Annotated in this window: 23 protein-coding genes and 1 tRNA gene; 12 read left to right on the top strand and 12 right to left on the bottom strand. The window is 69.0% G+C overall.

The annotated features are described in order from the left end of the window. The first annotated feature begins 23 nt into the window (after positions 1-23). The 6 genes from recR (at position 24) to OO67_RS00720 (ending at position 6,370) form a co-directional block, all read left to right on the top strand. Positions 24-623, top strand: a complete 600-nt coding sequence (gene recR / locus OO67_RS00745) for a recombination mediator RecR (protein ID WP_014155423.1) — start codon at positions 24-26, stop codon at positions 621-623. An 83-nt stretch (positions 624-706) separates the two neighbouring features. Continuing rightward, positions 707-1,366 carry a DUF5063 domain-containing protein gene (locus OO67_RS00740; protein ID WP_033296584.1) on the top strand — a complete coding sequence of 220 codons (660 nt, stop codon included), beginning with the start codon at positions 707-709 and terminating at the stop codon, positions 1,364-1,366. Positions 1,367-1,660: 294 nt separating this feature from the next. After that, entirely contained in the window at positions 1,661-2,932 is a 1,272-nt protein-coding gene (locus OO67_RS00735) for an aspartate kinase (RefSeq protein ID WP_033296583.1), read from the top strand. Continuing rightward, the gene (locus OO67_RS00730; protein ID WP_033296582.1) at positions 2,929-3,993 is read left to right on the top strand and encodes an aspartate-semialdehyde dehydrogenase; all 1,065 of its coding nucleotides are present in this window, start codon (positions 2,929-2,931) and stop codon (positions 3,991-3,993) included. Before OO67_RS00735 ends, OO67_RS00730 begins: the two co-directional genes overlap by 4 nt. A gap of 359 nt (positions 3,994-4,352) precedes the next feature. Further along, entirely contained in the window at positions 4,353-4,931 is a 579-nt protein-coding gene (locus tag OO67_RS00725) for a SigE family RNA polymerase sigma factor (RefSeq protein WP_033296581.1), read from the top strand. Next, a complete protein-coding gene (locus OO67_RS00720) occupies positions 4,928-6,370 on the top strand; it encodes a hypothetical protein (RefSeq protein WP_033296580.1) in 1,443 nt (480 codons plus the stop codon). The genes OO67_RS00725 and OO67_RS00720 overlap by 4 nt, the downstream gene beginning before the upstream one ends. A gap of 135 nt (positions 6,371-6,505) precedes the next feature. Here OO67_RS00720 and OO67_RS00715 read toward each other — a convergent pair whose 3' ends face one another. After that, positions 6,506-7,291: an SURF1 family protein gene (locus OO67_RS00715; protein ID WP_033296579.1), complete on the bottom strand. Its 786-nt coding sequence runs from the start codon at positions 7,289-7,291 to the stop codon at positions 6,506-6,508. Positions 7,292-7,353: 62 nt separating this feature from the next. Continuing rightward, entirely contained in the window at positions 7,354-9,234 is a 1,881-nt protein-coding gene (locus OO67_RS00710) for a S9 family peptidase (protein ID WP_033296578.1), read from the bottom strand. 90 nt (positions 9,235-9,324) lie between these two features. Between OO67_RS00710 and OO67_RS00705 the strand changes: the two genes are divergently transcribed. Together OO67_RS00705 and OO67_RS00700 are read left to right on the top strand one after the other, a co-directional pair. Then, a complete protein-coding gene (locus tag OO67_RS00705; protein ID WP_033296577.1) occupies positions 9,325-10,161 on the top strand; it encodes a class I SAM-dependent methyltransferase in 837 nt (278 codons plus the stop codon). Between the two features lie 49 nt (positions 10,162-10,210). Further along, entirely contained in the window at positions 10,211-10,630 is a 420-nt protein-coding gene (locus tag OO67_RS00700; protein WP_244299989.1) for a nuclear transport factor 2 family protein, read from the top strand. Positions 10,631-10,733: 103 nt separating this feature from the next. Here OO67_RS00700 and OO67_RS00695 read toward each other — a convergent pair whose 3' ends face one another. Both OO67_RS00695 and htpG read right to left on the bottom strand, forming a co-directional pair. After that, positions 10,734-11,528 carry an SGNH/GDSL hydrolase family protein gene (locus OO67_RS00695; RefSeq protein WP_033296576.1) on the bottom strand — a complete coding sequence of 265 codons (795 nt, stop codon included), beginning with the start codon at positions 11,526-11,528 and terminating at the stop codon, positions 10,734-10,736. A 364-nt stretch (positions 11,529-11,892) separates the two neighbouring features. Further along, positions 11,893-13,806, bottom strand: coding sequence for a molecular chaperone HtpG (gene htpG, locus OO67_RS00690; protein ID WP_033296575.1), 1,914 nt, complete (start codon positions 13,804-13,806; stop codon positions 11,893-11,895). A gap of 178 nt (positions 13,807-13,984) precedes the next feature. Here htpG and OO67_RS00685 point away from each other — a divergent pair, with 178 nt between their 5' ends. Continuing rightward, positions 13,985-15,226 (top strand): damage-control phosphatase ARMT1 family protein, encoded by a 1,242-nt coding sequence (locus OO67_RS00685; protein ID WP_051709054.1) that lies wholly within the window; start codon positions 13,985-13,987, stop codon positions 15,224-15,226. Here OO67_RS00685 and OO67_RS00680 read toward each other — a convergent pair. Then, positions 15,201-15,854, bottom strand: coding sequence for a TetR/AcrR family transcriptional regulator (locus OO67_RS00680; RefSeq protein WP_033296574.1), 654 nt, complete (start codon positions 15,852-15,854; stop codon positions 15,201-15,203). The two genes, OO67_RS00685 and OO67_RS00680, sit on opposite strands and share 26 nt — an antisense overlap. Before the next feature lie 118 nt (positions 15,855-15,972). Between OO67_RS00680 and OO67_RS00675 the strand changes: the two genes are divergently transcribed. After that, positions 15,973-16,533: an NAD(P)H-dependent oxidoreductase gene (locus tag OO67_RS00675; protein ID WP_033296573.1), complete on the top strand. Its 561-nt coding sequence runs from the start codon at positions 15,973-15,975 to the stop codon at positions 16,531-16,533. A gap of 282 nt (positions 16,534-16,815) precedes the next feature. On the opposite strand, the gene OO67_RS00670 is transcribed toward OO67_RS00675, so the two are convergent. Next, positions 16,816-16,889, bottom strand: a tRNA-Pro gene (locus tag OO67_RS00670). Positions 16,890-16,977: 88 nt separating this feature from the next. Continuing rightward, on the bottom strand, positions 16,978-17,916 hold the full coding sequence (locus OO67_RS00665) for a metallophosphoesterase (protein WP_033296572.1): 939 nt from the start codon (positions 17,914-17,916) through the stop codon (positions 16,978-16,980). A 79-nt stretch (positions 17,917-17,995) separates the two neighbouring features. Between OO67_RS00665 and OO67_RS00660 the strand changes: the two genes are divergently transcribed. Further along, the gene (locus OO67_RS00660) at positions 17,996-18,460 is read left to right on the top strand and encodes a GatB/YqeY domain-containing protein (RefSeq protein ID WP_031090851.1); all 465 of its coding nucleotides are present in this window, start codon (positions 17,996-17,998) and stop codon (positions 18,458-18,460) included. Positions 18,461-18,548: 88 nt separating this feature from the next. Here OO67_RS00660 and OO67_RS00655 read toward each other — a convergent pair whose 3' ends face one another. The 3 genes from OO67_RS00655 to OO67_RS00645 form a co-directional block, all read right to left on the bottom strand. Next, positions 18,549-18,857, bottom strand: a complete 309-nt coding sequence (locus OO67_RS00655) for a hypothetical protein (RefSeq protein WP_051709053.1) — start codon at positions 18,855-18,857, stop codon at positions 18,549-18,551. Between the two features lie 189 nt (positions 18,858-19,046). Next, positions 19,047-19,508: a PASTA domain-containing protein gene (locus OO67_RS00650; RefSeq protein ID WP_157841641.1), complete on the bottom strand. Its 462-nt coding sequence runs from the start codon at positions 19,506-19,508 to the stop codon at positions 19,047-19,049. Positions 19,509-20,232: 724 nt separating this feature from the next. Further along, on the bottom strand, positions 20,233-22,464 hold the full coding sequence (locus OO67_RS00645) for a transglycosylase domain-containing protein (RefSeq protein ID WP_033296570.1): 2,232 nt from the start codon (positions 22,462-22,464) through the stop codon (positions 20,233-20,235). Positions 22,465-22,862: 398 nt separating this feature from the next. Between OO67_RS00645 and OO67_RS00640 the strand changes: the two genes are divergently transcribed. Next, the gene (locus OO67_RS00640; RefSeq protein WP_033296569.1) at positions 22,863-23,228 is read left to right on the top strand and encodes a WhiB family transcriptional regulator; all 366 of its coding nucleotides are present in this window, start codon (positions 22,863-22,865) and stop codon (positions 23,226-23,228) included. 37 nt (positions 23,229-23,265) lie between these two features. On the opposite strand, the gene bagB is transcribed toward OO67_RS00640, so the two are convergent. Together bagB and bagA are read right to left on the bottom strand one after the other, a co-directional pair. Further along, positions 23,266-24,717: an ATPase BagB gene (gene bagB / locus OO67_RS00635; RefSeq protein WP_033296568.1), complete on the bottom strand. Its 1,452-nt coding sequence runs from the start codon at positions 24,715-24,717 to the stop codon at positions 23,266-23,268. Further along, entirely contained in the window at positions 24,714-25,748 is a 1,035-nt protein-coding gene (gene bagA / locus OO67_RS00630) for an ATPase BagA (protein WP_033296567.1), read from the bottom strand. The genes bagB and bagA overlap by 4 nt, the downstream gene beginning before the upstream one ends. Positions 25,749-25,799 lie beyond the last annotated feature (51 nt).

The following is a 25,799-nucleotide window of genomic DNA, read 5'->3' as shown; positions in this document are numbered from 1 at the left end:
CAGGAAAATGGAAAGGCGTTCCGTTGTACGAAGGCGTGGTTCAGGAGCTGATCGACGAGCTGGGCAGACTGCCGGGCGTCGGTCCCAAGAGCGCGCAGCGGATCGCCTTCCACGTCCTGCAGGCCGAGCCCACCGACGTACGCCGTCTGGCCCATGCCCTCCTCGAGGTCAAGGACAAGGTCCGCTTCTGCGAGATCTGCGGCAACGTCGCCCAGCAGGAGCAGTGCGGCATCTGCCGGGACGCGCGCCGCGACCGTTCGGTCATCTGCGTGGTCGAGGAGCCCAAGGACGTCGTCGCGATCGAGCGGACCCGTGAGTTCCGGGGCCGCTACCACGTACTCGGCGGCGCGATCAGCCCGATCGAGGGCGTCGGCCCCGACGATCTGCGCATCAGGGAACTGCTGGCCCGGCTCGCGGACGGCTCCATCACGGAGCTGATCCTCGCGACGGACCCCAACCTGGAGGGCGAGGCCACCGCGACGTACCTCGCCAGGATGGTCAAGCCGATGGGTCTGCGGGTCACGCGGCTGGCCAGCGGGCTGCCCGTGGGCGGCGACCTGGAGTACGCGGACGAGGTCACCCTCGGCCGCGCCTTCGAGGGGAGGCGGTTGCTCGATGTGTGACCCGGCTTCCGACTGCCGCTTCACGTGGGGTGGCGCTATGTTCTACCCACCGTTCGCGACCGTGCCCACGGGAGGTCCCCTCGATGTCTGACGCCACGCTGAACTCCGTCACGCAGGATCCGGACGACTTCGCCGTCCAGATCGCGGATCAGATCAAGACGTTCATCGTCGCGGTCACCGAGGTGTCCAAGGCCGACGAGCCCGAGCAGGCCGTCCCGGTCCTGCTCCTCCAGGTCTCCCAGCTCCTGCTGGCCGGCGGGAGGCTCGGCGCGTACGAGGACATCCTCCCGGAGGAGCGCTACGAGCCGGACCTCGGCGCCGAGCCGGACGCCGACGGGCTGCGTGAGCGCTTCGCGGAGCTGCTGGAGCCCATCGACGTCTACTCCGAGGTCTTCGACCCGTACGAGCCCCGCAAGGCCCCCGTACCCCACCGCATCTCCGACGACCTGGCGGACCTGGTCACGGACCTGGGGCACGGCCTCGCCCACTACGAGGCGGACCGCACGGCCGAGGCCATGTGGTGGTGGCAGTTCTCGTACTTCTCCAACTGGGGCTCCACCGCCTCGGCGGCCCTGCGCGCGCTCCAGTCGCTGATCGCCCACATCCGGCTGAACCAGCCGCTCCAGGAGCTCGACGGCCTGGACACGGACCAGGACCCGGGCGACGGAGACCTGGCCGAGGAGGCGGGACGTGTGATGGCCGAGGAGATCGCGGGGCCCCTGGGCCTGCGGCCGGTCCTGTAGCTCCGCGGACGCAGCGCCCGTGCCGTTGGCTCCGCGGACGCAGCGCCCGTGCCGTCCGTGCCGGGTGCGCCGGCGGCGCTCGACGCGCCTGATGCGGCGCACGTGCCTACTGTGTCCTGAGACACAAACAGGCGTGCGGAAGGGGTGGAGGGGCAGCAGCCCGGTACGAGCAGTTCGGGGCGGCGCTGCGTACCAGTCGGTGGGCGGGACATCTCACCATCCGGTACTGACAGGTCGATTCCGGGCTGCTCGTTAGACTGAGCCGACCGCACCATTATTGAGCGAGGAGCGCACGTGGGCCTTGTCGTGCAGAAGTACGGAGGCTCCTCCGTAGCCGATGCCGAAGGCATCAAGCGTGTTGCCAAGCGAGTCGTCGACGCCAAGAAGAACGGCAACCAGGTGGTTGTCGTGGTGTCCGCGATGGGCGACACGACGGACGAGTTGATCGATCTCGCCGAGCAGGTATCCCCGATGCCTGCCGGGCGTGAGTTCGACATGCTGCTGACCGCCGGAGAGCGGATCTCCATGGCTCTGCTGGCCATGGCGATCAAGAACCTGGGGCACGAGGCCCAGTCGTTCACGGGCAGCCAGGCCGGTGTCATCACCGACTCGGTCCACAACAAAGCGCGCATCATCGATGTCACGCCCGGCCGCATCCGGACCTCGATCGACGAGGGCAACATCGCCATCGTCGCCGGGTTCCAGGGCGTGAGCCAGGAGGGCAAGAACATCACGACCCTCGGTCGTGGTGGCTCGGACACGACCGCTGTCGCGCTGGCCGCCGCGCTGGACGCAGAGGTCTGTGAGATCTACACCGATGTGGACGGTGTCTTCACCGCCGACCCCCGGGTCGTGAAGAAGGCCCGGAAGATCGACTGGATCTCCTTCGAGGACATGCTGGAGCTGGCGGCGTCCGGCTCCAAGGTGCTGCTGCACCGCTGCGTCGAGTACGCACGCCGTTACAACATCCCGATCCACGTCCGCTCGTCCTTCTCCGGACTGCGCGGCACCTGGGTCAGCAACGAGCCGCAAGGGGACCAGCAGGTGGAGCACGCCATCATCTCCGGAGTCGCCCACGACGTCTCCGAGGCCAAGGTCACGGTCGTCGGTGTCCCCGACAAGCCGGGTGAGGCCGCCGCGATCTTCCGCGCCATCGCGGACGCCGAGATCAACATGGACATGGTGGTGCAGAACGTCTCCGCCGCTTCGACAGGGCTGACGGACATCACGTTCACCCTGCCCAAGGCTGAGGGCCGCAAGGCCATCGACGCCCTGGAGCGCAGCCGCGCGGGCATAGGGTTCGAGTCCCTGCGCTACGACGACCAGATCGCCAAGATCTCCCTCGTCGGCGCGGGCATGAAGACCAACCCCGGGGTCACCGCGGGCTTCTTCGAGGCGCTGTCCGACGTCGGTGTGAACATCGAGCTGATCTCCACGTCCGAGATCCGGATCTCGGTGGTCACCCGCATGGACGACGTCAACGAAGCCGTGCGCGCCGTCCACACCGCCTTCGGTCTCGACAGCGACTCCGACGAGGCCGTCGTCTACGGCGGCACCGGCCGATGACAGGACGCCGCCCTTCGCTCGCGGTCGTCGGCGCGACCGGGGCGATCGGCGGCGTCATGCTCCAGATCCTCTCGCAGCACGCGGATGTCTGGGGCGAGGTCAGACTCGTCGCCTCTTCGCGTGCGGCCGGCACGAAGCTGGTCGTACGGGGTGAGGAGACCGAGGTCCTCGCGCTCGCCGAGGACGTGTTCGACGGCGTGGACGTGGCCCTGTTCCTGGTGCCGGACGAGGTGTCCGCGCAGTGGGGGCCGGTCGCCGCCGCCCGGGGAGCCGTGGTCGTGGACGACTCGGCGGCCTTCCGGCTGGACGACGACGTGCCCCTGGTCGTCCCCGAGATCAATCCCCATGCCGCGCGGATGCGACCGCGCGGCATCGTCGCGTCCCCGAGCTGCACGACCCTGTCGCTGATCGTCGCGGTCGGCGCGCTGCACGCCGAATTCGGGGTGCGGGAGCTGATCGTCTCGTCCTACCAGGCGGTGAGCGGAGTGGGCCGGGACGGTGTCGCCGTGCTCCGTGAGCAGCTCGCTCTGGTGGCGGGCACGGAACTGGGCACCCGCCCGGGAGACGTGCGGCGGGCGCTGGGCGACGGGGACAAGAGCCCTTTCGCCGCGCCTGTGGCGCTGAACGTGGTGCCGTGGGCCGGGACCGACGCCGGGGACGGCTGGTCGTCGGAGGAGCTGGCGATCCGTGAGGAGTGCCGGAAGGTCCTGGGTCTGCCGGACCTGAAGGTGACGGCGACCTGTGTGTACGTGCCCGTCGTCGCGACGCACTCGATGTCCGTGCACGCCCGCTTCGAGAACGAGGTGTCCGTGGCCCGGGCGCACGAGGTCCTGGCGACCGCACCCGGGGTCGTGCTCTTCGACAGCCCGGCGGCCGGTGACTTCCCCACACCGTCGGATGTCGTCGGCACCGATCCGACCTGGGTGGGGCGGGTGCGGCAGTCGATGGACGATCCGCATGCCGTCGAGATGTTCATCTGCGGCGATAATCTCCGAAAAGGCGCGGCTCTCAATGTGGCCCAGATCGCCGAGTCGGTGGCCGGAGAATTTCCTCGTACCTGATCGAACCTGTTTTGTAGGATCTGTGTGCGCCCTGTGGGCAAGTTGCCGGTCTGAACCTCTTGAGCTGGGGCGTTGTCATATCCGACGATGATCTCCTGGCTCCCCGCAACCGCTAGACGGATGCGACGCGTCTATGCCGTCACTTCTTGCGTGGCTGGATACGTTTTCGGGGCATTTGGGGAAGAGCAGGTACGAATGAGGGCATGTCGCACAGCATCGAACGCGGTGCCGTACGCGTACAACCCTGACGGGGGGAAGCGTGTCCAACTGGCGTGGCAGAGGTTCTCGACATCACAGTGGTGGGCCCGTTGCGAGGCGCTTCGGTGCGTCCGCTCCGGCGGCCCCGCGCAGCCGGCGGTATGCCGGTGATTGCGCCCATGCCCGCTGCGCGATCCACCCGGCTGCCTTCGCAGCGCGGCGAGAGCGCTGAGGAGACGGTGGCGGCGGGAACGACGGTCGACCATCTCACCGAGACCTACCGCGCCCACTACCGTTCGCTGCTGGGCCTCGCGGCGCTCCTCCTGGACGACACGGCGTCCTGCGAGGACGTGGTGCAGGAGGCGTTCATCCGGGTGCACTCGGCACGGAACCGGGTGCGCGACCCGGAGAAGACGCTCGCGTACCTCCGCCAGACCGTGGTCAACCTGTCCCGCTCGGCGTTGCGCCGGCGCATCCTCGGGCTGAAGCTCCTCTCCAAGCCGATGCCCGACATGGCGAGCGCGGAGGAGGGCGCGTACGACCAGTTGGAACGGGACGCGCTGATCAAGGCGATGAAGGGGTTGCAGCGCCGCCAGCGAGAGGTGCTGGTGCTGCGCTACTTCTCCGACATGACGGAGGCTCAGGTCGCGGAGACGCTGGGGATATCGCTCGGTTCGGTGAAGGCGTACGGCTCCAGGGGTATCGCGGCACTGCGCGTGGTGATGGAGGCGCAGGCATGAGTGGGCCCGAGCACAGGCACGACGATGACCGGACTGGAAACGGAATTGTGAACCACGGGCCGGAGGACACCCCGAACACCGATCCGGAGCAGGACGGTGAACGGAAGCAGGACCAGGACGCGGTCGACGGCGGTGAAGCCGCCTCAGGGACCACCGCCCCGGGCACGGAACCGGGCGGTCAGGGTGAGCGTGAGCCGGGTGGTCGTGAACCGGGCAGTCGTGAGCCGAACAGTCGTGAACCGGGCAGTCGTGACCCCGACAGCCGTGAGCTCGACAGCCGTGACGAGGGCGGTCATGGCGCCGGGTCCGGCGGCGGCACGCTGACCGACCTCTTCGGAGGAGGCGTAGGCGGCAGGAGCCGCGGTGCTTCCGGTGGCTCGGGCGACGCCGGTGGATCCGGCGACACCGGTGGCTCCGGTGGCTCCGGCGGTCAGGACATGGACGAGGTCGCGCTGCGCCGTCTGCTGCGCGGCGCCGTCCAGGATCTCGAGCCCGCCGACGGCACCCTCGACCATCTGCACCGCGCGGTGCCCGCTCGGCGGGCCAGGCGGCGGCAGGGCGTGGTGGGTGCCGCGGCCGCGGCACTGCTGATCGGCACGGCGGTCCCCGCATTCGTCCATGTGGCGAATTCGGACGGCTCGGCCACCGCCAACCCCGCCATCGCCGGTCACGGTCAGCAGGCCCAGGGCGGCAGTGGAGAGGACGCGGGCGCCGAGGCCGACCGCGGGATGACGGCGGGCCCCGAGAACCGCCGGAGCGAAGGTGCCGAGGGCGACGCCGGCAACCCGACGGCTCCGTCGCGTGAATCCGACCCGGGCGCGGAGAGCAGCGGGGCCGTGGGCCGTGACGAACCCCCGGGGTCCGAGGCGGCAGCGACCACGGCCTGTGACCCCGGCCAGCTCGGGGTCGCCTCCGCCGAGTCGGGTGCGGCCGGCGCGGACGGCACCGTGTACGGGACCTTCAGGATCGCCAATGTGTCGGGCGACGCCTGCTCGGTGACCAGTGACGGCACGGTCGACTTCCAGGCGGCGGGCGCCGCCGACCCACAGAAGATCACGGTGGTGCAGCACACCGCGGGAGACCCCGCGGGTGGGCTGCCGGACCCTTCCCTGGAACCGGGGACGGTGTTGCTGAAGCCGACGATGACGTACGAGGTGCGCTTCGCCTGGGTGCCGTCGGACACCTGTCCGACCACCGGCGGCTCGCCCAGCCCGACGCCCACGGACGGCGACGGGGGCGGGGGCGGTAGCGAGGGCACAGGGACGGATGCGGGGACGACGGACACCGTGGCGCAGTTCGGCAGCGCGGACGAGGGACCGGCCGACGGCAGCATCGCGGTCATCCATACTCCGGAGGCGGGTGCGCCGACCGCGGAGACCACGATCGCCAACGCGTGCGCCGGCACGATCTACCGCACGGGTGTACTGGACGCCTCGTAGCAGTACCCGGATCCGGATTCCGGTTCCGGGCGTACGAACGGGCGGGGCCCGCCAGGAACTCCGAGTCCTGGCGGGCCCCGCCCATCAGTGCCGTTCCCGTAGCGGGACTTCGCCGGCCCCCGTAGCGGGACCCGGTCAGTCGGCGTCGGCGGCGAGCCCGAGCTGCACGTCGCGCGCGGCCTCCGCCTCGCGGCGCACCAGCCGGAACCACATGAAGAGCACGAAGCCGCCGAAGACGAACCACTCGCCGGTGTAGCCGAGGTTCTGGAAGGCCTTCAGGTCCAGCCCGCTGCCCTGTGCCGCCGCCGCGGGCACGGGCTTCATGGCGCCGTTCGCGCCACCTGCCTCCGGCTCCGGCTCCGGCAGGGTCACCCAGGCGTCGTACACGTCGTACGGGACGAGGTTCACGAGGGACGCCGCGCTGATCATGCCGAGCTGGCCCTCGGGGAGCCCGCCGCCGAGGGAGACTCCGGTGGTGCCGCTGTTCTCCGAGGCCTGCAGATCACCGGTCACGGTGACCTCGCCGGCCGGTGCCGGAGGCACCTCGGTCCTGCCCGGTGTACCCGGCAGCCAGCCGCGTACGACGGGCAGCGCCTTGCCGCTGTCGGTGCGCAGGAGATCCAGCACGTAGAAGCCGTCACGGTCGTCCAGCTTGCGGCCGGGCACCAGGAACTGGTCGGCGTACGTCCCGGTCGCCACGGCCGGGCGCCCGGAGGTCTCCGTACTCACAGGGAGGAGATCGTCGAGTGGCTTCGGAGAGCGGGTTCCCGGTTCGGGACGCTGCTCGGCCTCCTCGTGCGTCTGCACGCGGTCCTCGAAACGGCCGAGCTGCCACGTGCCCATGAACACGCAGAACGGGATGGCCAGCACGACGAAGAGGTTGATCCCCCACCACCGCGGGGTCAGCAGGAACCGGTACACCCCTCCACGGTACGGTTCCCCGCTCCGTGGCTCGGGAGCGGGGTGCACCATTTATCCGGACCTTATGCCCTCGGCCTCTTTTCCTCGCCGTCCTGTCCCTCACGGCCCTGTCCCTCGCCCCCGGCTCGCGCCGGGAGGTGGCGCAGCGTGAAGTCCAGCTCCAGTCGTACCTGTTTGATCCGCTCCTCCACGACGAGCGAGCCGTGCCCCGCGTCGTACCGGTACACCTCGTGGACCGCGCCACGGGCCGCGAGGCGGTCCACGTAGTTCTCCACCTGACGGATCGGGCAGCGCGGATCGTTGACGCCGGCGGAGATGTAGACCGGGGCGCGCACCGCGTCCACGTACGTCAGCGGGGACGAGGCCTCGAAACGCTCGGGTACCTCCTCAGGGGTCCCGCCCAGCAGGGTGCGGTCCATTGCCTTCAGGGCTTCCATCTCGTCGTGATAGGCGGTGACGTAGTCGGCGACCGGGACCGCCGCCAGCCCGAGGGCCCAGGCGTCCGGCTGCGTACCGAGTCCGAGCAGGGTCAGGTACCCGCCCCACGAGCCACCGGCCAGCACCAGCCGCTCCGGGTCCGCCAACCCTGACTTCACCGCCCAGTCCCGGACGGCCGCGATGTCCTCCAGCTCGATCAGCCCGACCCGGTGCTTCAGCGCGTCCGTCCAGGCGCGGCCGTAGCCCGTGGATCCGCGGTAGTTGACCCGCACGACGGCGAAGCCGTGGTCCACCCAGGCCGCCGGCCCCGACGCGAACGCGTCGCTGTCGTGCCAGGTGGGTCCCCCGTGTATCTCGAAGACCGTGGGGAACGGTCCGTCACCGGTGGACGGAGTCTGCACCAGGGCATGGATACGGCCTCCGGGGCCGTCCACCCAGGCGTCCCGCACCGGCACCGAGGCCGGAGCCTTCGCGCCCGGCGGGTCGAGGACGACGGAACCCGTGGTGGACCGCACGGCGGGCGGCTGCGCGGCCGACGACCACAGATACTCCACCGTGCCGTCAGGACGGGCCGTGGCGCCCGACACCGTCCCGGAGGGAGTCTCGACCCTGACCGGCTCCGCAGCGCCCGGCTCGTACCGCCACAGCTCGCTGCGGGCCTCGAAGCTGTGCTCGATCAGCAACGCGGATCCGTCCGGATACCACTCGGCGCCCGCGTCCCCGGGCAGTTCGACGTGCAGGTCGGTCTCCGTCCCCGCCACCGGGTCCCAGATCATCGGCTCCCACCGCCCGCGCCGCTGATGCCCGACCAACAGCCGCGTGTCGCCCGCCACCGGGGCGAAGCCCAGCACCGAGAGGCCCAGCTCCTTCGTGCCACCCTCGGTGTCGTCCAGCTCGGCGACCGTCGAACCGTCGGGGCGCACCACCCGCAACGCGGAGTGCATCGCGTCCCCGTGCTCGGTGTGTTCCAGGGCGATCAGCGTTCCGTCGTGGGACAAATCACCGACCCCGGCGGATTCCCGGTGCCGGTAGATCTCGACCGGCTCCGCCCCGGCGCGCACCAGGTGGACGGTCGTGCCGTCCTCGTCCGTGGAGCGGCCGACCACCGCCGTACCGTCACGGCCGATGGCGAGCCCGGCCGGGTAGGAGGCTTCGAGGCCGGGTGTGGCCGGTTCGTCCGCACCGCCGTCGAACGGCTGCCGCATCCACACGCCGAACTCGTCGCCGTCGGTGTCGGCGAACCACCAGACGGCCTGGCCGTCCGGTGTCAGGACGCCGTCCGTCGTCCCGTTGGGCCGGTCGGTCACCTGGCGCTGCTTCCCGGTCGCACGGTCCCACGCGTACAGCTCGTACGTACCGGTCGCGTTGGAGACGAAGAGCGCGCGGTCCGGAGCGTCCTCCGCCCAGTCGGGCAGGGACACCCGCGCGGCGCGGAAACGCTGTTCCCACTGCGGCGGCTCCTGCTCCCGCTCCGGTACGGACGCGTCGTTCTGTGTGTCGCTCATGACCCCATCCAACCCGATGAGGCCGGGCCGGCGGACAGCCTGTGGATAACTGTTCGCGCGCACCCCGGGGCCGTGGGTAACTTTCCCGGCATGTACTCATCGACGCCCGACGACTGGCGCGAGGCCAACCGTGCACGCTGGGACGAACGCGTGCCCATCCACACGGCCGGCGACTACTACGATCTGGACGCCTTCCGGGCGGGCAAGGACGCTCTGCGCGACTTCGAGATCGCGGAGGTCGGAGACGTGACGGGCCGGACCTTGCTGCATCTGCAGTGCCACATTGGCCTCGACACCCTCTCGTGGGCGCGCCACGGCGCCGCCCAGGTCGTGGGCCTCGACTTCTCCGAGGCGGCCGTCGAGGCCGCCGACGTGCTCGCCAGGTCGCTGGGTCTGCCGCCCGAGCGGGCCGTGTTCGTCACATCCGATGTGTACGACGCCGCCCAGGCCGTGCCGGACTCCGCGTACGACATCGTCTACACCGGGCTCGGAGCGCTGAACTGGCTGCCGGACGTGGCCCGCTGGGCTGAGGTCGCCGCCTCTCTGGTCGCGCCCGGCGGCTTCCTCTACCTGGCGGAGTTCCACCCCCTGACCGACTGTCTGGACGACGCCACGGGCTCCACGATCGCGTACGACTACTTCAGCCGCGACCCCTGGGTGGACGACACCCCGGGGACGTACGCCGACTTCGACGCGGCCACCGTGCACAACCGCAGTGTCGAGTGGCAGCACCCCGTGGGCGAGGTCGTCTCCGCTTTGGCGGCGGCCGGGCTGCGGATCGATTTCCTGCACGAGCACGATGCCACGCTCTTCGCCCGCTACCCGGCGCTGGCGCGGGGTGCGGACGGCTATTACCGCTTCCCCGATGACCGTCCCCGCATCCCGATGATGTACTCGGTCAAGGCATCGCGGCCGGTCAGCGGCTGACGACGGCCGCTCCAGCCCGATTGTCAGTGGCGGGCGCCACAATCGGCGTGTGACCGAGACGGCCGGCGGTACCGGCGAGACGTGGGGCGCGGCCGAGGTGCGCGCAGCTGTGGAGGCGTACTGGGCCGCGGCGGACGCCCGCGACTGGAGCACGTTCGCAGCCACCCTCGCCGACGACATCGTGTACGAGTTGCCGCAGAGCCGCGAGCGCATACGAGGCAAGGAGCGATACGTACGGTTCAACCGGGAGTACCCAGGTGAACGGCATGCTCGGATCGAACGGATCGTGGCCGACGGTGAGGGCCGGCAGGCGGCTGTCCGGACCCTGGCCGCCGTCGGGCCGGACGAAAGGCCCGCCATCCACTTCTTCGCCTTCGACGCGGACGGCATGATCGCGGGGGTGACGGACTTCCGGCCCGAGCCGTACGAGCCCCCGGCGGGCCGGGAGCACCTGGTCGAGCGGTACTGAGCCGCGAGCTCACCGCACGGGACCCCGCCCGCCGCGCACACCGTCACCGGCCGTGGGCCGGTGACGGTGCCACCGTGTTCCGGGCGGGTCCGTTCCACGCGCGTCAGGCCGCGGAGGCGAAGGCGGGGAGGTAGCCGTTCGACTGCCCGACGGCCTTGGGGTGGTACGAGTTGGTGACCGGGATCGACACGCTGTGGATCCACGCGTCGCCCGAGCAGAGCTCGTGGCCGGTAAATTCGTCCACCACGCTGGAGTACGTGAATCCCGCGTCGGCCGCCCGCTTGGCGAGCACCCCGTTGAGCACGTCCGAGGCGTTGTTGATCGCCCCGCGCTCGGTCTCCGTGAGGCCCGCGATACAGGTGCCCGAGAGCTTGTAGAAGCGCGGGTATCCCATGACCACCACGTGGGCCTGCGGAGCCCGCGAGCGGATGCCCGTGTAGAGGGAGTCGAGCCGGCCGGGCAGCGAGCTCTGCACCGCGGAGACCGCCGTGTTCACCCTGCTCACGCAGGCGGCCTCGCTCTGCAGGACGCATGTCTGCATGACGTCCGCGAACCCGACGTCGTTGCCGCCGGCCGTGACGCTGACGAGCGTGGTCGACGCGCTCAGGGCGCCCAGCTGACCGCTGGACACGGAGGCCGTCGTCGCGCCGGAGCACGCGACGAAGGCGAACGACGCCGGGGCGTTCGCGTTCCTCCAGAGGTAGGGGTAAGCCTTGGTGCTGCGCTTGCAGTCGCCGCTCTCCGAGGTGTAGCTCCCCGCGCCGACGCCGGAGGAGTAGGAGTCACCGAGAGCGACGTAGTTGTCGCCCGCGGCGGATGCTGGTTGCGCGATGCCGAGCGCGGCCACGGCGGCGATCGCGAGGGTGAAGACGGACGCCCTGAAGGTTCGTACTGACATGGATGCCAGCCCTTCGAAATGTGGGGGACGAGTGGGGAGTTCGTGGGGCGAGCACGTTTGTAGCAGCTCCCGGTACCCGGCGGTAATGGCCTCGCGGAAAGTCGTCTGATATGCCCGAAGGATCGTTCGGTCGGCGGTGCTCCGCGCGTAGATAAACCTTCAACAGGCGCTCGAAACGGTGAAGTTGCGGAGGTCTCCAGGCCTCCTCGCGACTCCTCTGAGTCACCTTGGGGGGAGTGCTCCCTGCCCGAACGGCAGCCCGCCCCGGTCGCCGTCGCGCCTCCATGGCCGCTGCCCCCGCTCCACGCACGACTGCGGCCGCCAGGAAACCTGGCGGCCGCAGTGCGTGGGACGGGGCCGGGAACTACAGCGTGCGCTCCAGGCGGTCCGCCATCAGCCTGCTGAAGCGCGAGGGATCACTCAGCTCGCCGCCGTCCGAGAGGAGCGCCAGCCCGTGGACGAGCTCTGCGGTCTCGGCCAGCTCGGTGCCGGTGCCCTCCTCGCCGTCGTGCTCGCCGTGTGCCTTCTTCAACCCCCTGATGAGCGCGTGCGACGGGTTGAGTTCGAGGATGCGCTTGATCTGCGGCACCTCCTGGCCCATGGCGCGGTACATGTTCTCCAGGGCCGGGGTGACATCGTGCGTGTCCGACACGATGCAGGCCGGTGAGACGGTGAGCCGCGAGGAGAGGCGTACCTCCTTGACGGTGTCACCGAGCTGCTCCGTCATCCAGGTCAGCAGACCGGCGTAGTCCTGCTGCTGCTTCTCGCGCTCCGCCTCGACCTCCTTCTTCTCCTCGTCGGTGTCCAGGTCGACCTCGCCCTTGGAGATGGACTGGAGCGGCTTGCCGTCGAACTCGGGAACGGACTGCACCCAGACCTCGTCGACGGGGTCGGTCAGCAGGAGGACCTCGAAGCCCTTGGCGCGGAAGGCCTCCATGTGGGGCGAGCTCTCCATGGCCGCGCGCGATTCGCCCGTCATGTAGTAGATCTGCTCCTGGCCCTCCTTCATCCGCTCCACGTACGAGCGCAGGGTGGTCAGTCCCTCCTCGTCCTGGGTCGAGGCGAACGAGGAGATCTCGAGGATCGCGTCGCGGTTCTCGAAGTCCTGGAAGAGCCCTTCCTTGAGGACCCGGCCGAATTCCTTCCAGAACGTGCCGTACTTCTCAGGGCTGCTGGACCTCATTTCCTTCACCGTCGAGAGCACCTTCTTGACCAGGCGGCGCCGCATCATCTCGATCTGGCGGTCCTGCTGAAGAATCTCGCGTGACACGTTGAGAGAAAGGTCCTGTGCGTCGACCACGCCCTTGACGAATCGGAGATACGTCGGCATGAGCGCTTCGCAGTCGTCCATGATGAATACGCGCTTCACATAGAGCTGAACTCCGCGCTTGTGGTCCTGCATGAACAGGTCCTGCGGGGCGTGGGACGGCAGGAAGAGCAGGGCCTGGTACTCGAAGGTGCCCTCCGCCTGCATGCGGATGGTCTCGAGCGGATCGGTCCAGTCGTGGCTGATGTGCTTGTACAGCTCGCTGTACTCCTCATCGGTCACGGAGTCCTTCGACCGGGCCCACAGGGCCTTCATCGAGTTGACCGTCTCCACCTCGGGCTCGGCGCCCTCCTCGCCTCCCGCCGCCGCCATGCGGATGGGCCAGGTGATGAAGTCCGAGTAGCGCTTGACGATTTCCCTGATCTTCCAGGGCGACGTGTAGTCGAAGAGCTTGTCCTCGGTGTCCTCGGGCTTGAGCCGCAAGGTGACCGAGGTGCCCTGCGGTGCGTCGTCGACCGACTCGACGGTGTAGGTGCCCTCGCCGCTGGACTGCCAGCGCGTGCCCGTGTCCTCGCCGGCGCGCCGGGTCAGCAGGGTGACCTCGTCGGCGACCATGAAGCTCGAATAGAACCCGACACCGAACTGTCCGATGAGCTCCTCGGAAGTGGTGGCGTCCTTGGCTTCCTTCAGCTCCTGGAGGAATTTCGCCGTACCGGAATTGGCGATGGTCCCGATCAGCTGCACGACCTCGTCGTGCGACATTCCGATTCCGTTGTCGCGCACGGTCAGCGTGCGCTCCTCCTGGTCGGCCTCGATGGCGATGTGGAGGTCGGACGAGTCAGCCTTGAGCGTGTCGTCGCGGAGAGTTTCCAGTCGCAGCTTGTCCAGCGCGTCCGAAGAATTGGAAATGAGCTCACGCAGGAATACATCCTTGTTCGAGTAAATCGAATGGATCATCATCTGCAGGAGCTGGCGCGCTTCTACCTGAAACTCGAACGTCTCGGCCGGCATGGGTGCGGGTTCCCTTTCCTGGGGTAAGTCATCTGAGCCGTTGCATATCGTAACCAGGCGCCGCGCCGCGCATGTGCCGGTTCGCCGAAGGCCGTTGGGCGTCCGGCCCCGCTCACGGGAGGCGGACAGTGGGCCCGCCCCGTCGATGCGCGGCTTCCCCGCACGGCAGACTGGACGCATGGGTGAGACACGAGCGACTTCTCAGGCCGTGCGGGACTCCGGCCTCCCACCTGTGATCACGTGCCGCGAGCCCGGCAGCTTCGCCCGGGGCGTCATGGCGGAGCGCCATCCGGCGCTGATCAAACAGGTGCGCGAGGCCTTCCCTTACGGACCCCGGCAGCTACGCGCTCTGGACGCACTGCTGCACGAGGTCGTCCACGGAGTCGTCGAACCACTCGGCTTCGGGAGTCCGGACCGCGAGCTCTGGCTGGCGCGGGGACGGGAGCACTTCGGGCGTCCGTGGTTCGACGCCCCGTTCCTGTGGGCCGAGAGCTACTTCTACCGCAGGCTCCTGGAGGCCGTCGGCTATGTCGACGAGGGCCCGTGGCAGGGCGTCGACCCCTTCGCCCCGTTCAAGCGTGCCGAGCTCCGTGGCGGCACGGTCGAGGAGGAGCTCCGCGCCCTGGACGACCTCGTCGGCCTCCCCGCGGCCGAGCGGGCGACAGCTCTTCTCCGTGCCTCCCTCTGGGGCAATCGCGCCGACCTCGGTTTCCGTGGCCCGGCGGGCGAGACGGTCCCCGGTGAGGCGGATCCGGGCCTGGTCGCCGACGACAGCGAGTCGTTGTGGGCGCTGCTGGCGCAGGATCCGGCGGTCACCGTCGCCGTCATCGCGGACAACACCGGCCGCGAGCTGATCCCCGACCTCGTCCTCATCGACCACCTGCTCGAGCACGGCCACGCCGACCGGGTGGTGCTCCATGTGAAGCCCGGCCCGTACTACGTCTCCGACGCGACCACAGCCGACGTCGTCGACTGCCTGCGCCGACTCGGCCGGGCACCCGGTGAGGCGGGCAGGATCGGCGGGCGGGTCTGGCAGGCCATGAGCACCGGCCGGCTCGATGTGCGTACCCATGCGTTCTTCTGTGCCCCGTACCCGTACGAGCGGATGCCCGAGGACTTGCGGGCGGAACTCGGTACCGCCGGACTGACGATCCTGAAGGGCGACCTCAACTACCGCCGCCTGGTGGGCGACAGGCTGTGGCCGGCGACCACGCCGTTCGCCGACCTCACCGCCTACTTCCCGGGTTCCGTCGCCGCGTTGCGCACCCTGAAATCCGACGTCGTCGTGGGCCTGGATCCGCAGACCCTGGAAGGTCTGCGGTCCGGACGTGCGTGGCGCACCAGCGGCACGCACGCCCTGATCCAGGTGCGAGCGCAGCCCGGTGGTCCCGCCCTCAGCGCTCCACCCCGTACCGGGTGAGCAGGTCGTGCCAGGCCTGGTCCAACCGGTCCGGCGGCATGCCGCTTTCACATGTCAGGTGGTGGACCAGGGGGGCGTCGATCGACCCGAGCAGGGTGTGCGCGAGCAGCTCCGGATCGCCCGCCGCGCGGGCCTGACGCAGCAGCAGGGTGACATGGCTGAGCCTCAGGCTCTGCGCGGGGACGGTATAGGTGCGCAGTGGATCGGTGCGGGACGCGAGGATCAGTTCGTGGTGATCGTGTTCGTGGCGCATCACGGCGGGGCCGAATGCGTGCAGCCGCTCGGCTGCCGGGGCGTCCGGGCCCATCGGGGGCGGCCCGGAGAGGAAGGCGGCCTGCAACAGGGCTTCGCGATGGTCCAGGAGCGCGATGAGCAGGCCCGTGCGGTCCTTGAAACGCCGGAATACGGTGCCCTTGCCGACTCCGGCCGCGGAGGCCACCGACTCCATGGTGAGGTCCGCCGCGCCGCAGTCGGCGAGGAGACGGGAGGCGGCCTCCAGCAACAGCGCTCGGTTGCGCGCCGCGTCCGCACGCAGCAGCTCCGGCTCGCCGACGGGGGCGAGCGTGAGACTCGTCCGCGTCTCGCCGGGGTCGGGTGGCCCGGGCATCGGGGGGAGGGGAGCCGTCATGGCTTCAGGGTAGCCCCGGACGAGAGAAAGTGGACCACGGTCCGTTTAGGTGGTACAACTTTAAACGGACCGTGGTCCGCTTACTTCTGCAGTCTCCGTCTCCCCAGGAGCTTCCCTGATGTCTGTACGCATCCTCGCCCTCGTCGGCAGCCTCCGCGCCGGCTCCCACAACCGTCAGCTCGCCGAGGCCGCCATCAAGCACGCCCCCGAGGGCGTCGAGGTCGTGCTGTACGAAGGGCTTGCCGACGTCCCCTTCTACAACGAGGACATCGACGTCGAGGGCGGCGTTCCGGCTGCCGCGGCCCGGCTGCGTGACGCAGCCGGCCTCTCCGACGGGTTCCTGCTGTTCTCGCCCGAGTACAACGGCACCATGCCGGCGGTCCTCAAGAACGCCATCGACTGGCTGTCCCGCCCGTACGGTGCAGGCGCCCTGACCGCCAAGCCGGTCGCCGTGGTCGGCACGGCCTTCGGTCAGTTCGGTGGCGTCTGGGCCCAGGACGAGGCCCGCAAGGCGGCCGGTCTCGCGGGTGGAGCGGTCCTGGCCGACGTCAAGCTCTCCATCCCCGGCTCCGTGACCCGCTTCGCCGAGCTCCACCCGGCGGACGACGCCGAGGTCGTCACCTCCCTGACCGAGGTGCTCCGCCAGGTCGCCCAGGGCACCGCGGCGGCTGCTGCCTGACCTACTGCCGGCGATGGCGCCGAGGACAGCGGCGCCGCTGTCACGGCACCCCGGCACGCTCTGTGGGCCCGGTCCGCCACTCTCCCGGGAGAGTGGCGGACCGTCTGTCGTCGAGGCCCATCCCCGCGCGGACGATCCTGGTCTGCGACTTCGGGGGGCCTGGCGGATCTCGCCGACACGGAGACCGGCCCGTGCTCCGAGTGCACCCGGCCGTGAGCGCGCCCTAACGGAAAAGGCCTGATCCACTCAGTGGATCAGGCCTTTGACCTGGTGCTTCAGCTGTCGGGGTGGCGGGATTTGAACCCACGACCTCTTCGTCCCGAACGAAGCGCGCTGCCAAGCTGCGCTACACCCCGATGTCCACCGATTGTCCCGGCGACATCGATTACTTTAGCCCACCCGCGCCCGGAGGCGAAATCCGGTTTGTGTCCCCCGGCGGGAGGCTCAGTCGCGCGGCGTCAGCGTCAGCAGGGTCGCCTCGGGCGGGCAGGCGAAGCGGACCGGGGTGTAGCGGTTCGTGCCACAGCCCGCCGAGACGTGGAGGTAGGAGCGCCGATCGCCGACCGTGTGGCCGGAGAGGCCCTTCACCCGGTCGGTGTCCAGGTCGCAGTTGGTGACGAGGGCGCCGTAGAAGGGGATACAGAGCTGGCCGCCGTGGGTGTGGCCGGCCAGGATCAGGGGGTAGCCGTCCGCCGTGAACGCGTCCAGGGAACGCAGGTACGGGGCGTGGACCACGCCGATCGAGAGGTCGGCGCCGGTTTCGGGGCCGCCCGCGACCTCGGCGTACCGGTCCCGCTTGATGTGGGGGTCGTCCAGGCCGGTGAAGGCGATCTCGAGCCCGTCGGCCTTGATCCGGCCCCGGGTGTTGGAGAGGTTCAGCCAGCCGGCCTCGTCGAACGCGTCCCGCATCGGCTCCCAGGGGTTGTGCACGACGCCGACCGCCGGCGCGTTCCCGTTCAGCCCGTGCCTACCCTGCGTCTTCTCCAGGAGGTAGCGGACCGGGTTACGGAGTTTCGGGCCGTAGTAGTCGTTGGAACCGAAGACGTAGACCCCGGGGAACTCCATCAGCGGGCCGAGCGCGTCGAGCAGCTCCGGCACGGCTTCCGGATCGGAGAGATTGTCGCCGGTGTTCACCACGAAGTCCGGGCGCAGCCCCGCCAGCGACTGCAGCCAGGCGCGCTTCTTGCGCTGCCCGCTCACCATGTGGATGTCGGAGACCTGGAGTACGCGCAAGGGGCGCGCTCCGTGCGGGAGTACGGGAATCGTGATCCGTCGAAGGCGGAACGAGCGTGCCTCGAATCCGGCCGCGTACACGAGGCCGGCTACGCCGACCGCTGCGCCGACTGCCGTTGCTTTCAGGGGTACTCCGTAGCGTGCGCGCATGGGCCCATCGTCGCAGAAGCCGTGCGGTGGGACGAAAACAGGCGGGCGGCAAGTGCCCCGTACCTGTCACAATCGCGGCATGACCACGCTCAAGTCCAAGCTCAAGGAAGACCTCACCACGGCCATGAAGGCGCGTGACGAGCTCACCTCGTCCACCCTCCGGCTCACCCTGACCGCGATCACCAAGGAAGAGGTCAGCGGCAAGACGTCGCGCGAGCTCTCCGACGACGAGGTGCAGAAGGTGATCGCCAAGGAGGCGAAGAAGCGTCGCGAGGCGGCCGAGGCCTTCGCGCAGGGCGGCCGGACCGAGCAGGCCGAGCGGGAAAGGGCCGAGGGTGAGCTGCTCGACGCCTATCTGCCCAAGCAGCTCTCCGACGACGAGCTGAACGCGATCGTCGCGCAGGCGGTCGGGGAGGCGAAGGCCGCCGGCGCCGAGGGGCCGCGTGCGATGGGCGCCGTCATGAAGATCGTCAACCCGAAGGTGGCAGGGCTTGCCGAGGGCGGCCGGGTGGCCGCCACGGTGAAGAAGCTGCTCGCGGGCTGATCACCGGCTTCCGGTGCGAAACTTGACGGACCCTCCGGCAGGAAGGCGGTGCGCTTCCTGCCGGAAAATCCGTCAAAGGCACTCGGGATCAGCTGAAGGTCGTCACGTGCTCCAGCATGTGGTCGTAGCTGTTCCAGTGGATGCCTCCGGTCACGGTCCCGTCCCAGTTGCCGGTGTACGCCACCAGGGTGATGTGGCGGTCCTCGGGGAGGGACATGTTCACGTGGCGCGTGGAGCCGGCCTTGGTCCGGTTCCAGTAGTAGTACGTGGTGTCGCCCGACACGATGAGCCGGGCCACCGTCGACTTGCCGTCCGAAACCAGGTCGGTGATGTAGAGGTGCTCGCCCTCCGGCACGAACTTGGCCTGGCCGAGCTTGGACGCGGTGTAGATGCTCACCGCAGGGTCATCCGCCTGTGCTGAAGACGCCGTGACGCCTCCCACGAGTGCAATTGCGGAGGCAATGGTTATGGCGCGCATTACGTTACGCATGTCGATACCTTTCGGTCAGGTGGATTCGATTCCGGGGAATCCGGGAGGTAGATGTCGGCGATATGGATGATCGCTGACAGGTTCTTGCGCTCTGCGTTACTCGGATGGAATCTTCGGCTTGGTCCGGCAGTCGGCAGAAATGCGCATCAGGACTTTCTCGTCGGCATCGAACGGCTTTCCTGCGGCAGGGGACTGAGAACACACCCGCCAATTCCTGGCCGTCCGGGAGTCGAGCCGCCTGGACGGTTTCTCTTCGTCCTGGGCTGTCATCCGGTCGGGCTGGAAGCCGGTCGAAGCCATCAGAGCCACGGCTTCGGCGCTCGTCCGGCCCGTGACATCGGGGACCGGAGGGCGTGGCACGACAGCACCCCTCTTCGCGGGGCAGCTCTCCGCCGATGGCACCACGAACAGGTCGATCGCGGCGTACTCCGGCTTGTCCTCCGTGAAACAGACTGCGTACGCCCGGGTCATTTCCGGTGGTATGTATCTGCCCAGGGAGGTTGCGTCCCGGACGGAGAGGCCCAGTCCTGCGGACGTCACCTCGTCCACGACTTCCACCAGTGGAGTTCCTGGCTTCACGTCCCGAAAACCGTCCTGGGTCCCGGGGCGTGGAGTATGGGAGGCTCCACAGCCGGCGACAAGTAGTGATGTCGCCATGAGGAGGAAAAGGCCTCTTGCTTTCTCGATGGATCGCAACCGTCGTTACACCCTTGTTCTGTGCGCGGTCCCGTCGGTGAGCGAATATGTCCGCGGCTCCGTATTCGTCGATCATATGTGCGAAGAGGTGTGCTCGCATGTGTTTTTCGGCCAGGATCCGGAGCGAGATGATCCGGTGATGCGCTGGGTGAAATGCGGTGGCCGCAAAGTCGTTTGTGCGTGCAATTTGTTGATTAGTGGCCACGGAGCGGCCGCATTCCCCCTCACGAAGAGTCACGTGAGGTCGGTCACGTGACTGCGGCACGTGCGGCTCGCGTCGTGCGGATCGCGTGGCTGCGCAGGTACCCGCTCCGTGGCCAGGCCGCCCGGGACGTGCCGTCTGCCGCGAAGCGTTCGTCGAGGACGATGGCCTCCGCAAGTGGCTGCCCGGGACCGGAGCTTCGATGTGACGTGGGCCTGCCGCTGTCCGCCTGATCGAGTCGCTCGTCCGTCCACCCGGCCGCGGGTGCAGGGCGGGGCTGATGACGCCGGCCTCGCCGGGGCCGGCCGGGCATGGGGCAGATACAGCGAAGGAGGGCGCTCCCCGGTGGGGGAGCGCCCTCCTTCGTGCCTGGACCTGGAGGGGTCAGGGACCGTTGCCGCCGCGTCCGCGGCCGTCGTTCCCGCCGATGAAGCCGGGCGGCAGGGTGATGCCGCCGATGGGGTCGGCGCCGGGCTTGTCGTTGTCGTTGCCGCCGCCCGCGCCCTCGTCGCGGCCCTTGTCCTTCTCCTCTTCCTTCTCCTTGCCTCGCGGCACCTGGACCGGCTGGAAGGACGGGGTCTCCGAGGCGTTCAGGGCTCCGGTCATCGCTGTCTTCCAGATGGGGCCGGGAAGACAGCCACCGCAGACCTTGTCGTAGTACTGGCCACCGATGGTGATGTTGAACATCTTGGTGGTCTTCTCGCCGACGTCGTCCCCGACCCAGACCGCTGTGGAGAGATTCGGGGTGTAGCCGACGAACCAGGCGTCGAGGCGGTCGTTCGTCGTACCCGTCTTGCCCGCGTTGTCGCGGTCGGAGAGGCCGGCCAGGGTGCCGGTGCCGTCCTCGACCACGCCCTTGAGCATCTGGCTGATGGTGTCAGCCGTCTTCTCGCTCATCGCGCGGGAGCACTCGGTCTTCGGGACGCCGAGCTTCTTGCCGTTGGCGTCCGTGATCGACTCGATGGCGACGGGCGAGCAGTACGTGCCCCGGTTGGCGAACGTGGCGTAGACGGAGGCCATCGACAGCGGGGTGCTCACCTCGCCGCCGAGGGTGATCGAGGCGTTCTCCTCGATCTCCTTGCCGTCACCCCGCTCGTAACCCATCTTCTTCGCCATCTCGACCGTCTCGCAGAGCCCGGTCTTCTGCTCCAGCTTGGCGAAGTAGGTGTTGATGGACTTGCCGAGCGCGCTCGTCATGTCCCAGGTGCCCTTCTCGGACTCCAGCTCGTTCACCAGGTCCCAGTTGTCGCTGCCGGTGGGGGCACCCGAGCAGTCGCGGAAGGAGTTCAGCGGCAGCGAGATCTTCCAGTCGGTGGTGTAGCTCTCCGCCGGGCTGATGCCCTTCTCCAGGGCGGCGGCGGCGGTGATCGGCTTGAAGGTCGAGCCGACCTGGAAGCCGTAGGTGCTGCCGCCCATCTTGTTGCTGACGCCGAGGTTGAGCATCGTCTGGTGCTTGTTCTGGTCCAGACCGTACGGCCTGGACTGGGCCATCGAGAGGATCTTGCCGGTGCCGGGCTCCACCTGCACCACCGAGGCGGCGACCTTGTCGTCCTTGTAGACCTTCGAGGTGGCGGCCTCGTCGGCGGCCTCCTGGGCGCGCGGCGAAAGCGTGGTCCTGATGGTCAGCCCGCCGAGGTTCCAGAGCTTGGCACGCTCCTCGTGGGTCTTCCCGAAGGTCGGATCGGTCAGGACGGTCTTGCGCACGTAGTCGCAGAAGAAACCGGCGCCGCTGTCAGCTGTGATGCAGCCGCTGTTCGGCTTGCTGACGTCCAGGTTGAGGGGGGTGGCGATGGCCTTCTCGGCCTCGTCCTGCGAGATGCTGCCGACAGCGGCCATGCGCTGCAGCACGATGTTGCGACGCTTGGTCGCCTCCTCGGCGTCGTTGACCGGGTCGTAGCGGGTCGGCGACTGGACGAGGCCGGCCAGCATCGCCGCCTCCTCCAGCTTCAGGTCCTTGGCGTGCTTGGAGAAGTACCGCTGCGAGGCGGTCTCGACGCCGTAGGCCTGCTGCCCGAAGAAGGTGATGTTGAGGTAGTTCTCCAGGATCTTCTTCTTGCCGAGTTCTTCCTCGACCTGGATCGCGTACTTCAGCTCCCGGACCTTGCGGCCCAGGGTCTGCTGGGTGGCCTCGGCGACCTTGTCCGGGTCGTCGCCCGCCTCCTCGACGAAGACGTTCTTCACGTACTGCTGGGTGAGAGTGGAGGCACCCTGCGCGGCGCCGCCGGCCTGCACGTTGCGGTTCATCGCGCGCAGGATGCCCTTGAGGTCGACGGCCCCGTGCTCGTAGAAGCGCGAGTCCTCGATCGCGATGATCGCGTCCTGCATGTACGGGGAGATGTCCTTGAGCGGGATGACGGTGCGGTCGCGCGAGTAGTCCGTCGCGATGAGCCCGCCCTCGTTGTCCAGGATCGTGATCCGCTGGCTCAACGGTGGAGTCTTGAGGTTGGAAGGGATCTCGTCGAATCCCTCGACCGTCCCCTTGGCCGCGAGCCCGAGTGCGCCGACGGCCGGCAGCGCGATGCCTGCCAGCACAGCTCCGGAGAGCGCGGCGACACCGAGGAACTTGGCGGCCTGCTGGGTCGTCGTCAGACCCCCGCCTGAGCGCTTCTTTGGCATGGGGGCAGCCTACGTTCTCATTCGCCGGACACGCGTATAGGCCTTGGCCTAAGCTGCTCTCAACTGTCACAGCAGTCCGATTTCGCATCAAGCCCCCTGCACGGTCCTCAACGGAATTCAGCCACGCGCCGAGACGTTCCCGAATTCGCCTCACATGTTGCTGAATGTCCGTTACGACTTGGGCTTTCTGTCCCGAATCTGTCGGGATGGCCGCACATGTCCTCGCGTCACTCCTCTGGGTGATCTGCCGCATACGCATAGTCCGTTCGGGCCATCCAAGATTGGGCCCGAAGGGGGTGTTGTGCTGTCGCCACCTTCCGTAACGTCCTCAACTGGCAGCGGTGAATATGCCGCTGTCGCCGTGGGGGAGCCTCGATTCGGGAGAGGACGGCGCCGGAATGGGCTGGGTAACCGACTGGAGTGCGCAGGCAGCCTGCCGCACTACCGATCCGGATGAATTGTTCGTACAAGGGGCAGCGCAGAACAGGGCCAAGGCGGTGTGCACCGGATGCCCGGTGCGGACCGAGTGCCTGGCCGACGCGCTGGACAATCGCGTCGAGTTCGGCGTGTGGGGCGGAATGACGGAGCGGGAGCGCCGTGCGCTGCTGCGCCGACGTCCGACCGTCACGTCCTGGCGCCGCCTGCTGGAGACCGCGCGCAGTGAGTACGAGCGGTCCACCGGCATGCTGCCCGCAGTGGTGGGCCTGGACGACGACGTACTGCATGACGACGAACTGCACGAGACGTTCGCCGCGGTGGGGTGAGTGCCCCAGGGCCGCCCCGCTGTGCCCGTCGGCGGTCCTACTCAGCTCCGGTCGGGGCAGGAGCTGAACCGGTCGCGAGCAGTTCCCCGATGGCCCTGAGGCCTGAGAGGTCGTGCACGTCACCGGGCAGCGCGGCCACCTCGGTCACCGGGACCTCGGGGTGGAGCGTGGTGAAGCGGTCGCGTGTGTGCTGCTCGCGCGCGACAACCTGCATCCGCTCGGCGTGCAGTCGCAGCAGACCTGCGGTCAGCTGCTCGACGGACACCTCGACGGATACGGCGTCCGCGGCGGGTGCGTCGTGCCCGTCAGCCGCCGAGCGCACGGATGGTCCGGACGGGTCAGACGACTTTCGGCCACGGCCATGGGGCTTGGTGGTGCGCGATGTCCGGTCGTCGGGCTGTGGCAGCTCCTGCTGTGGCGGCTCGTGCGGGGAGGGCTCGTTGCTGCGCTCGGGGGAGAGCGGCGACTCCGGGGCTCCGGGAGAGGCGGCGGCTACGGGGTCCATGTCACCAAGGCCAGCCTTCCCGGCCGTCTGATCCACAATGCCGAGACCCTCAAGATTTTCTGCGGCCGTCAGGGCTCGTTCCGCGGACAGGCGTGAGGCGTCGCTGCCGTGCACGCGGTTGAGGACGAGGCCCGCCAGCGGCATCTCCTCCGCAGCCAGCCGTTCCACGAAGTACGCGGCCTCGCGCAGGGCGTCACGCTCCGGCGTCGCCACGACGAGGAAGGCCGTGCCGGGTGCCTGGAGCAGTTTGTAGGTCGCATCGGCCCGGGTACGGAATCCGCCGAACATGGTGTCCATCGCCGCGACGAAGGTCTGTACGTCGCGGAGGAACTGACCGCCGAGCAGCTTGCCGAGAGTCCCCGTCATCATCGACATCCCGACGTTGAGGAACTTCATCCCGGCACGCCCGCCGATCTTCGCCGGGGCGATCAGCAGCCGGATGAACTTCCCGTCCAGGAACGAGCCGAGGCGTTTAGGCGCGTCCAGGAAGTCCAGTGCGGAACGGGACGGCGGGGTGTCGACGACGATCAGGTCCCACTCGTCGCGGGACCTCAGCTGCCCGAGCTTCTCCATCGCCATGTACTCCTGGGTGCCCGCGAACCCGGCCGACAGCGACTGGTAGAAGGGGTTCTCCAGGATCGCGCGGGCCCGCTCGGCATCCGTGTGCGCCTCGACGGTCTCGTCGAAGGTGCGCTTCATGTCGAGCATCATGGCGTGCAGCTCGCCCTCGCCGTCGATGCCCTCGACCCGGCGCGGGATGTTGTCCAGCCGGTCGATGCCCATGGACTGGGCGAGCCGGCGAGCCGGGTCGATGGTGAGGACGACGACCCTGCGGCCGCGTTCGGCCGCCCGGACACCGAGCGCTGCCGCGGTCGTGGTCTTGCCCACGCCGCCGGAGCCGCAGCACACGACGATACGGATCTCCGGGTCGTCCAGCAGCGCGTCGGTCTCCAGCCCCGTTGCGATGTCCGTGCCCAGCGTCATGAACCCACCCCTCGTCCGGAGCCGCGTCGCTTCCCGTCCCGGGGTGCTTCCCCCGTCGCGTCCGCGGACTCGTCGCCGACACCCTGTTTACGGAACTCCTCCGCCAGCTCGTACAGCGCGGGGAGGGTCACTCCTTCGCCCAGCAGCGGGAGCTCGGCCATGGGGAGCCCCAGCCCGGCCAGCGCCGCACGCTGCTCACGCTCCAGGCCGACCCGCTGGGCGTGTTCGGCGGCCTGCTCGACGAGCGGACGCACGAGCCCGGCGGAACCGGTCACGCCGGCCCGGGTGAGCGTCTTGGCGATCTCCTTGCGGCGGCCCCCCGACGCCGTGCGCAACGCGTCCTCGTCCAGCAGATGGGGTCGCACCATGTTCACCACGACCCGTCCCACGGGCAGTTCGGCGGCCCGCAGGTCGGCGATGCCGTCCGCGGTCTCCTGGACCGGCATCTCCTCCAGGAGCGTCACCAGGTGGACCGCGGTCTCGGCCGACTTGAGGACCCGCATCACGGCCTGCGCCTGGTTGTGTATCGGACCGATCCTCGCCAGCCCCGCCACCTCGTCGTTGACATTGAGGAAGCGTGTGATGCGGCCTGTGGGGGGCGCGTCCATGATCACGTAGTCGTAGACGAACCTGCCCTGCTTGTCCTTGCGGCGCACGGCCTCGCAGGCCTTGCCGGTCAGCAGGACGTCCCTGACCCCCGGCGCGATGGTGGTGGCGAAGTCGATCGCGCCGAGTTTCTTCAGCGCCCGGCCCGCACTGCCCAGCTTGTAGAACATCTGGAGGTAGTCCAGGAGCGCGCGCTCGGCGTCGATCGCCAGTGCGTGGACCTCACCGCCGCCGGGCGCCACGGCGATCCTGCGTTCTTCGTAGGGGAGGGCCTCGGACTCGAAGAGCTGGGCGATGCCCTGCCTGCCCTCGACCTCGACGAGGAGAGTGCGCCTGCCCTCGGTCGCGAGGGCGAGCGCGAGTGCGGCGGCGACCGTGGTCTTACCGGTCCCGCCCTTGCCGCTGACGACCTGGAACCTGCTCACGTCTTCGAGCCTAACCAGTCGGCAGGCAGGCTACGCACGAGGCCGCGTGTG

The organism is Streptomyces atroolivaceus (assembly GCF_000717025.1).
In the GTDB taxonomy this organism is placed as follows: domain Bacteria; phylum Actinomycetota; class Actinomycetes; order Streptomycetales; family Streptomycetaceae; genus Streptomyces; species Streptomyces atroolivaceus.
This window is presented reverse-complemented; position numbering and strand designations above follow the sequence as displayed.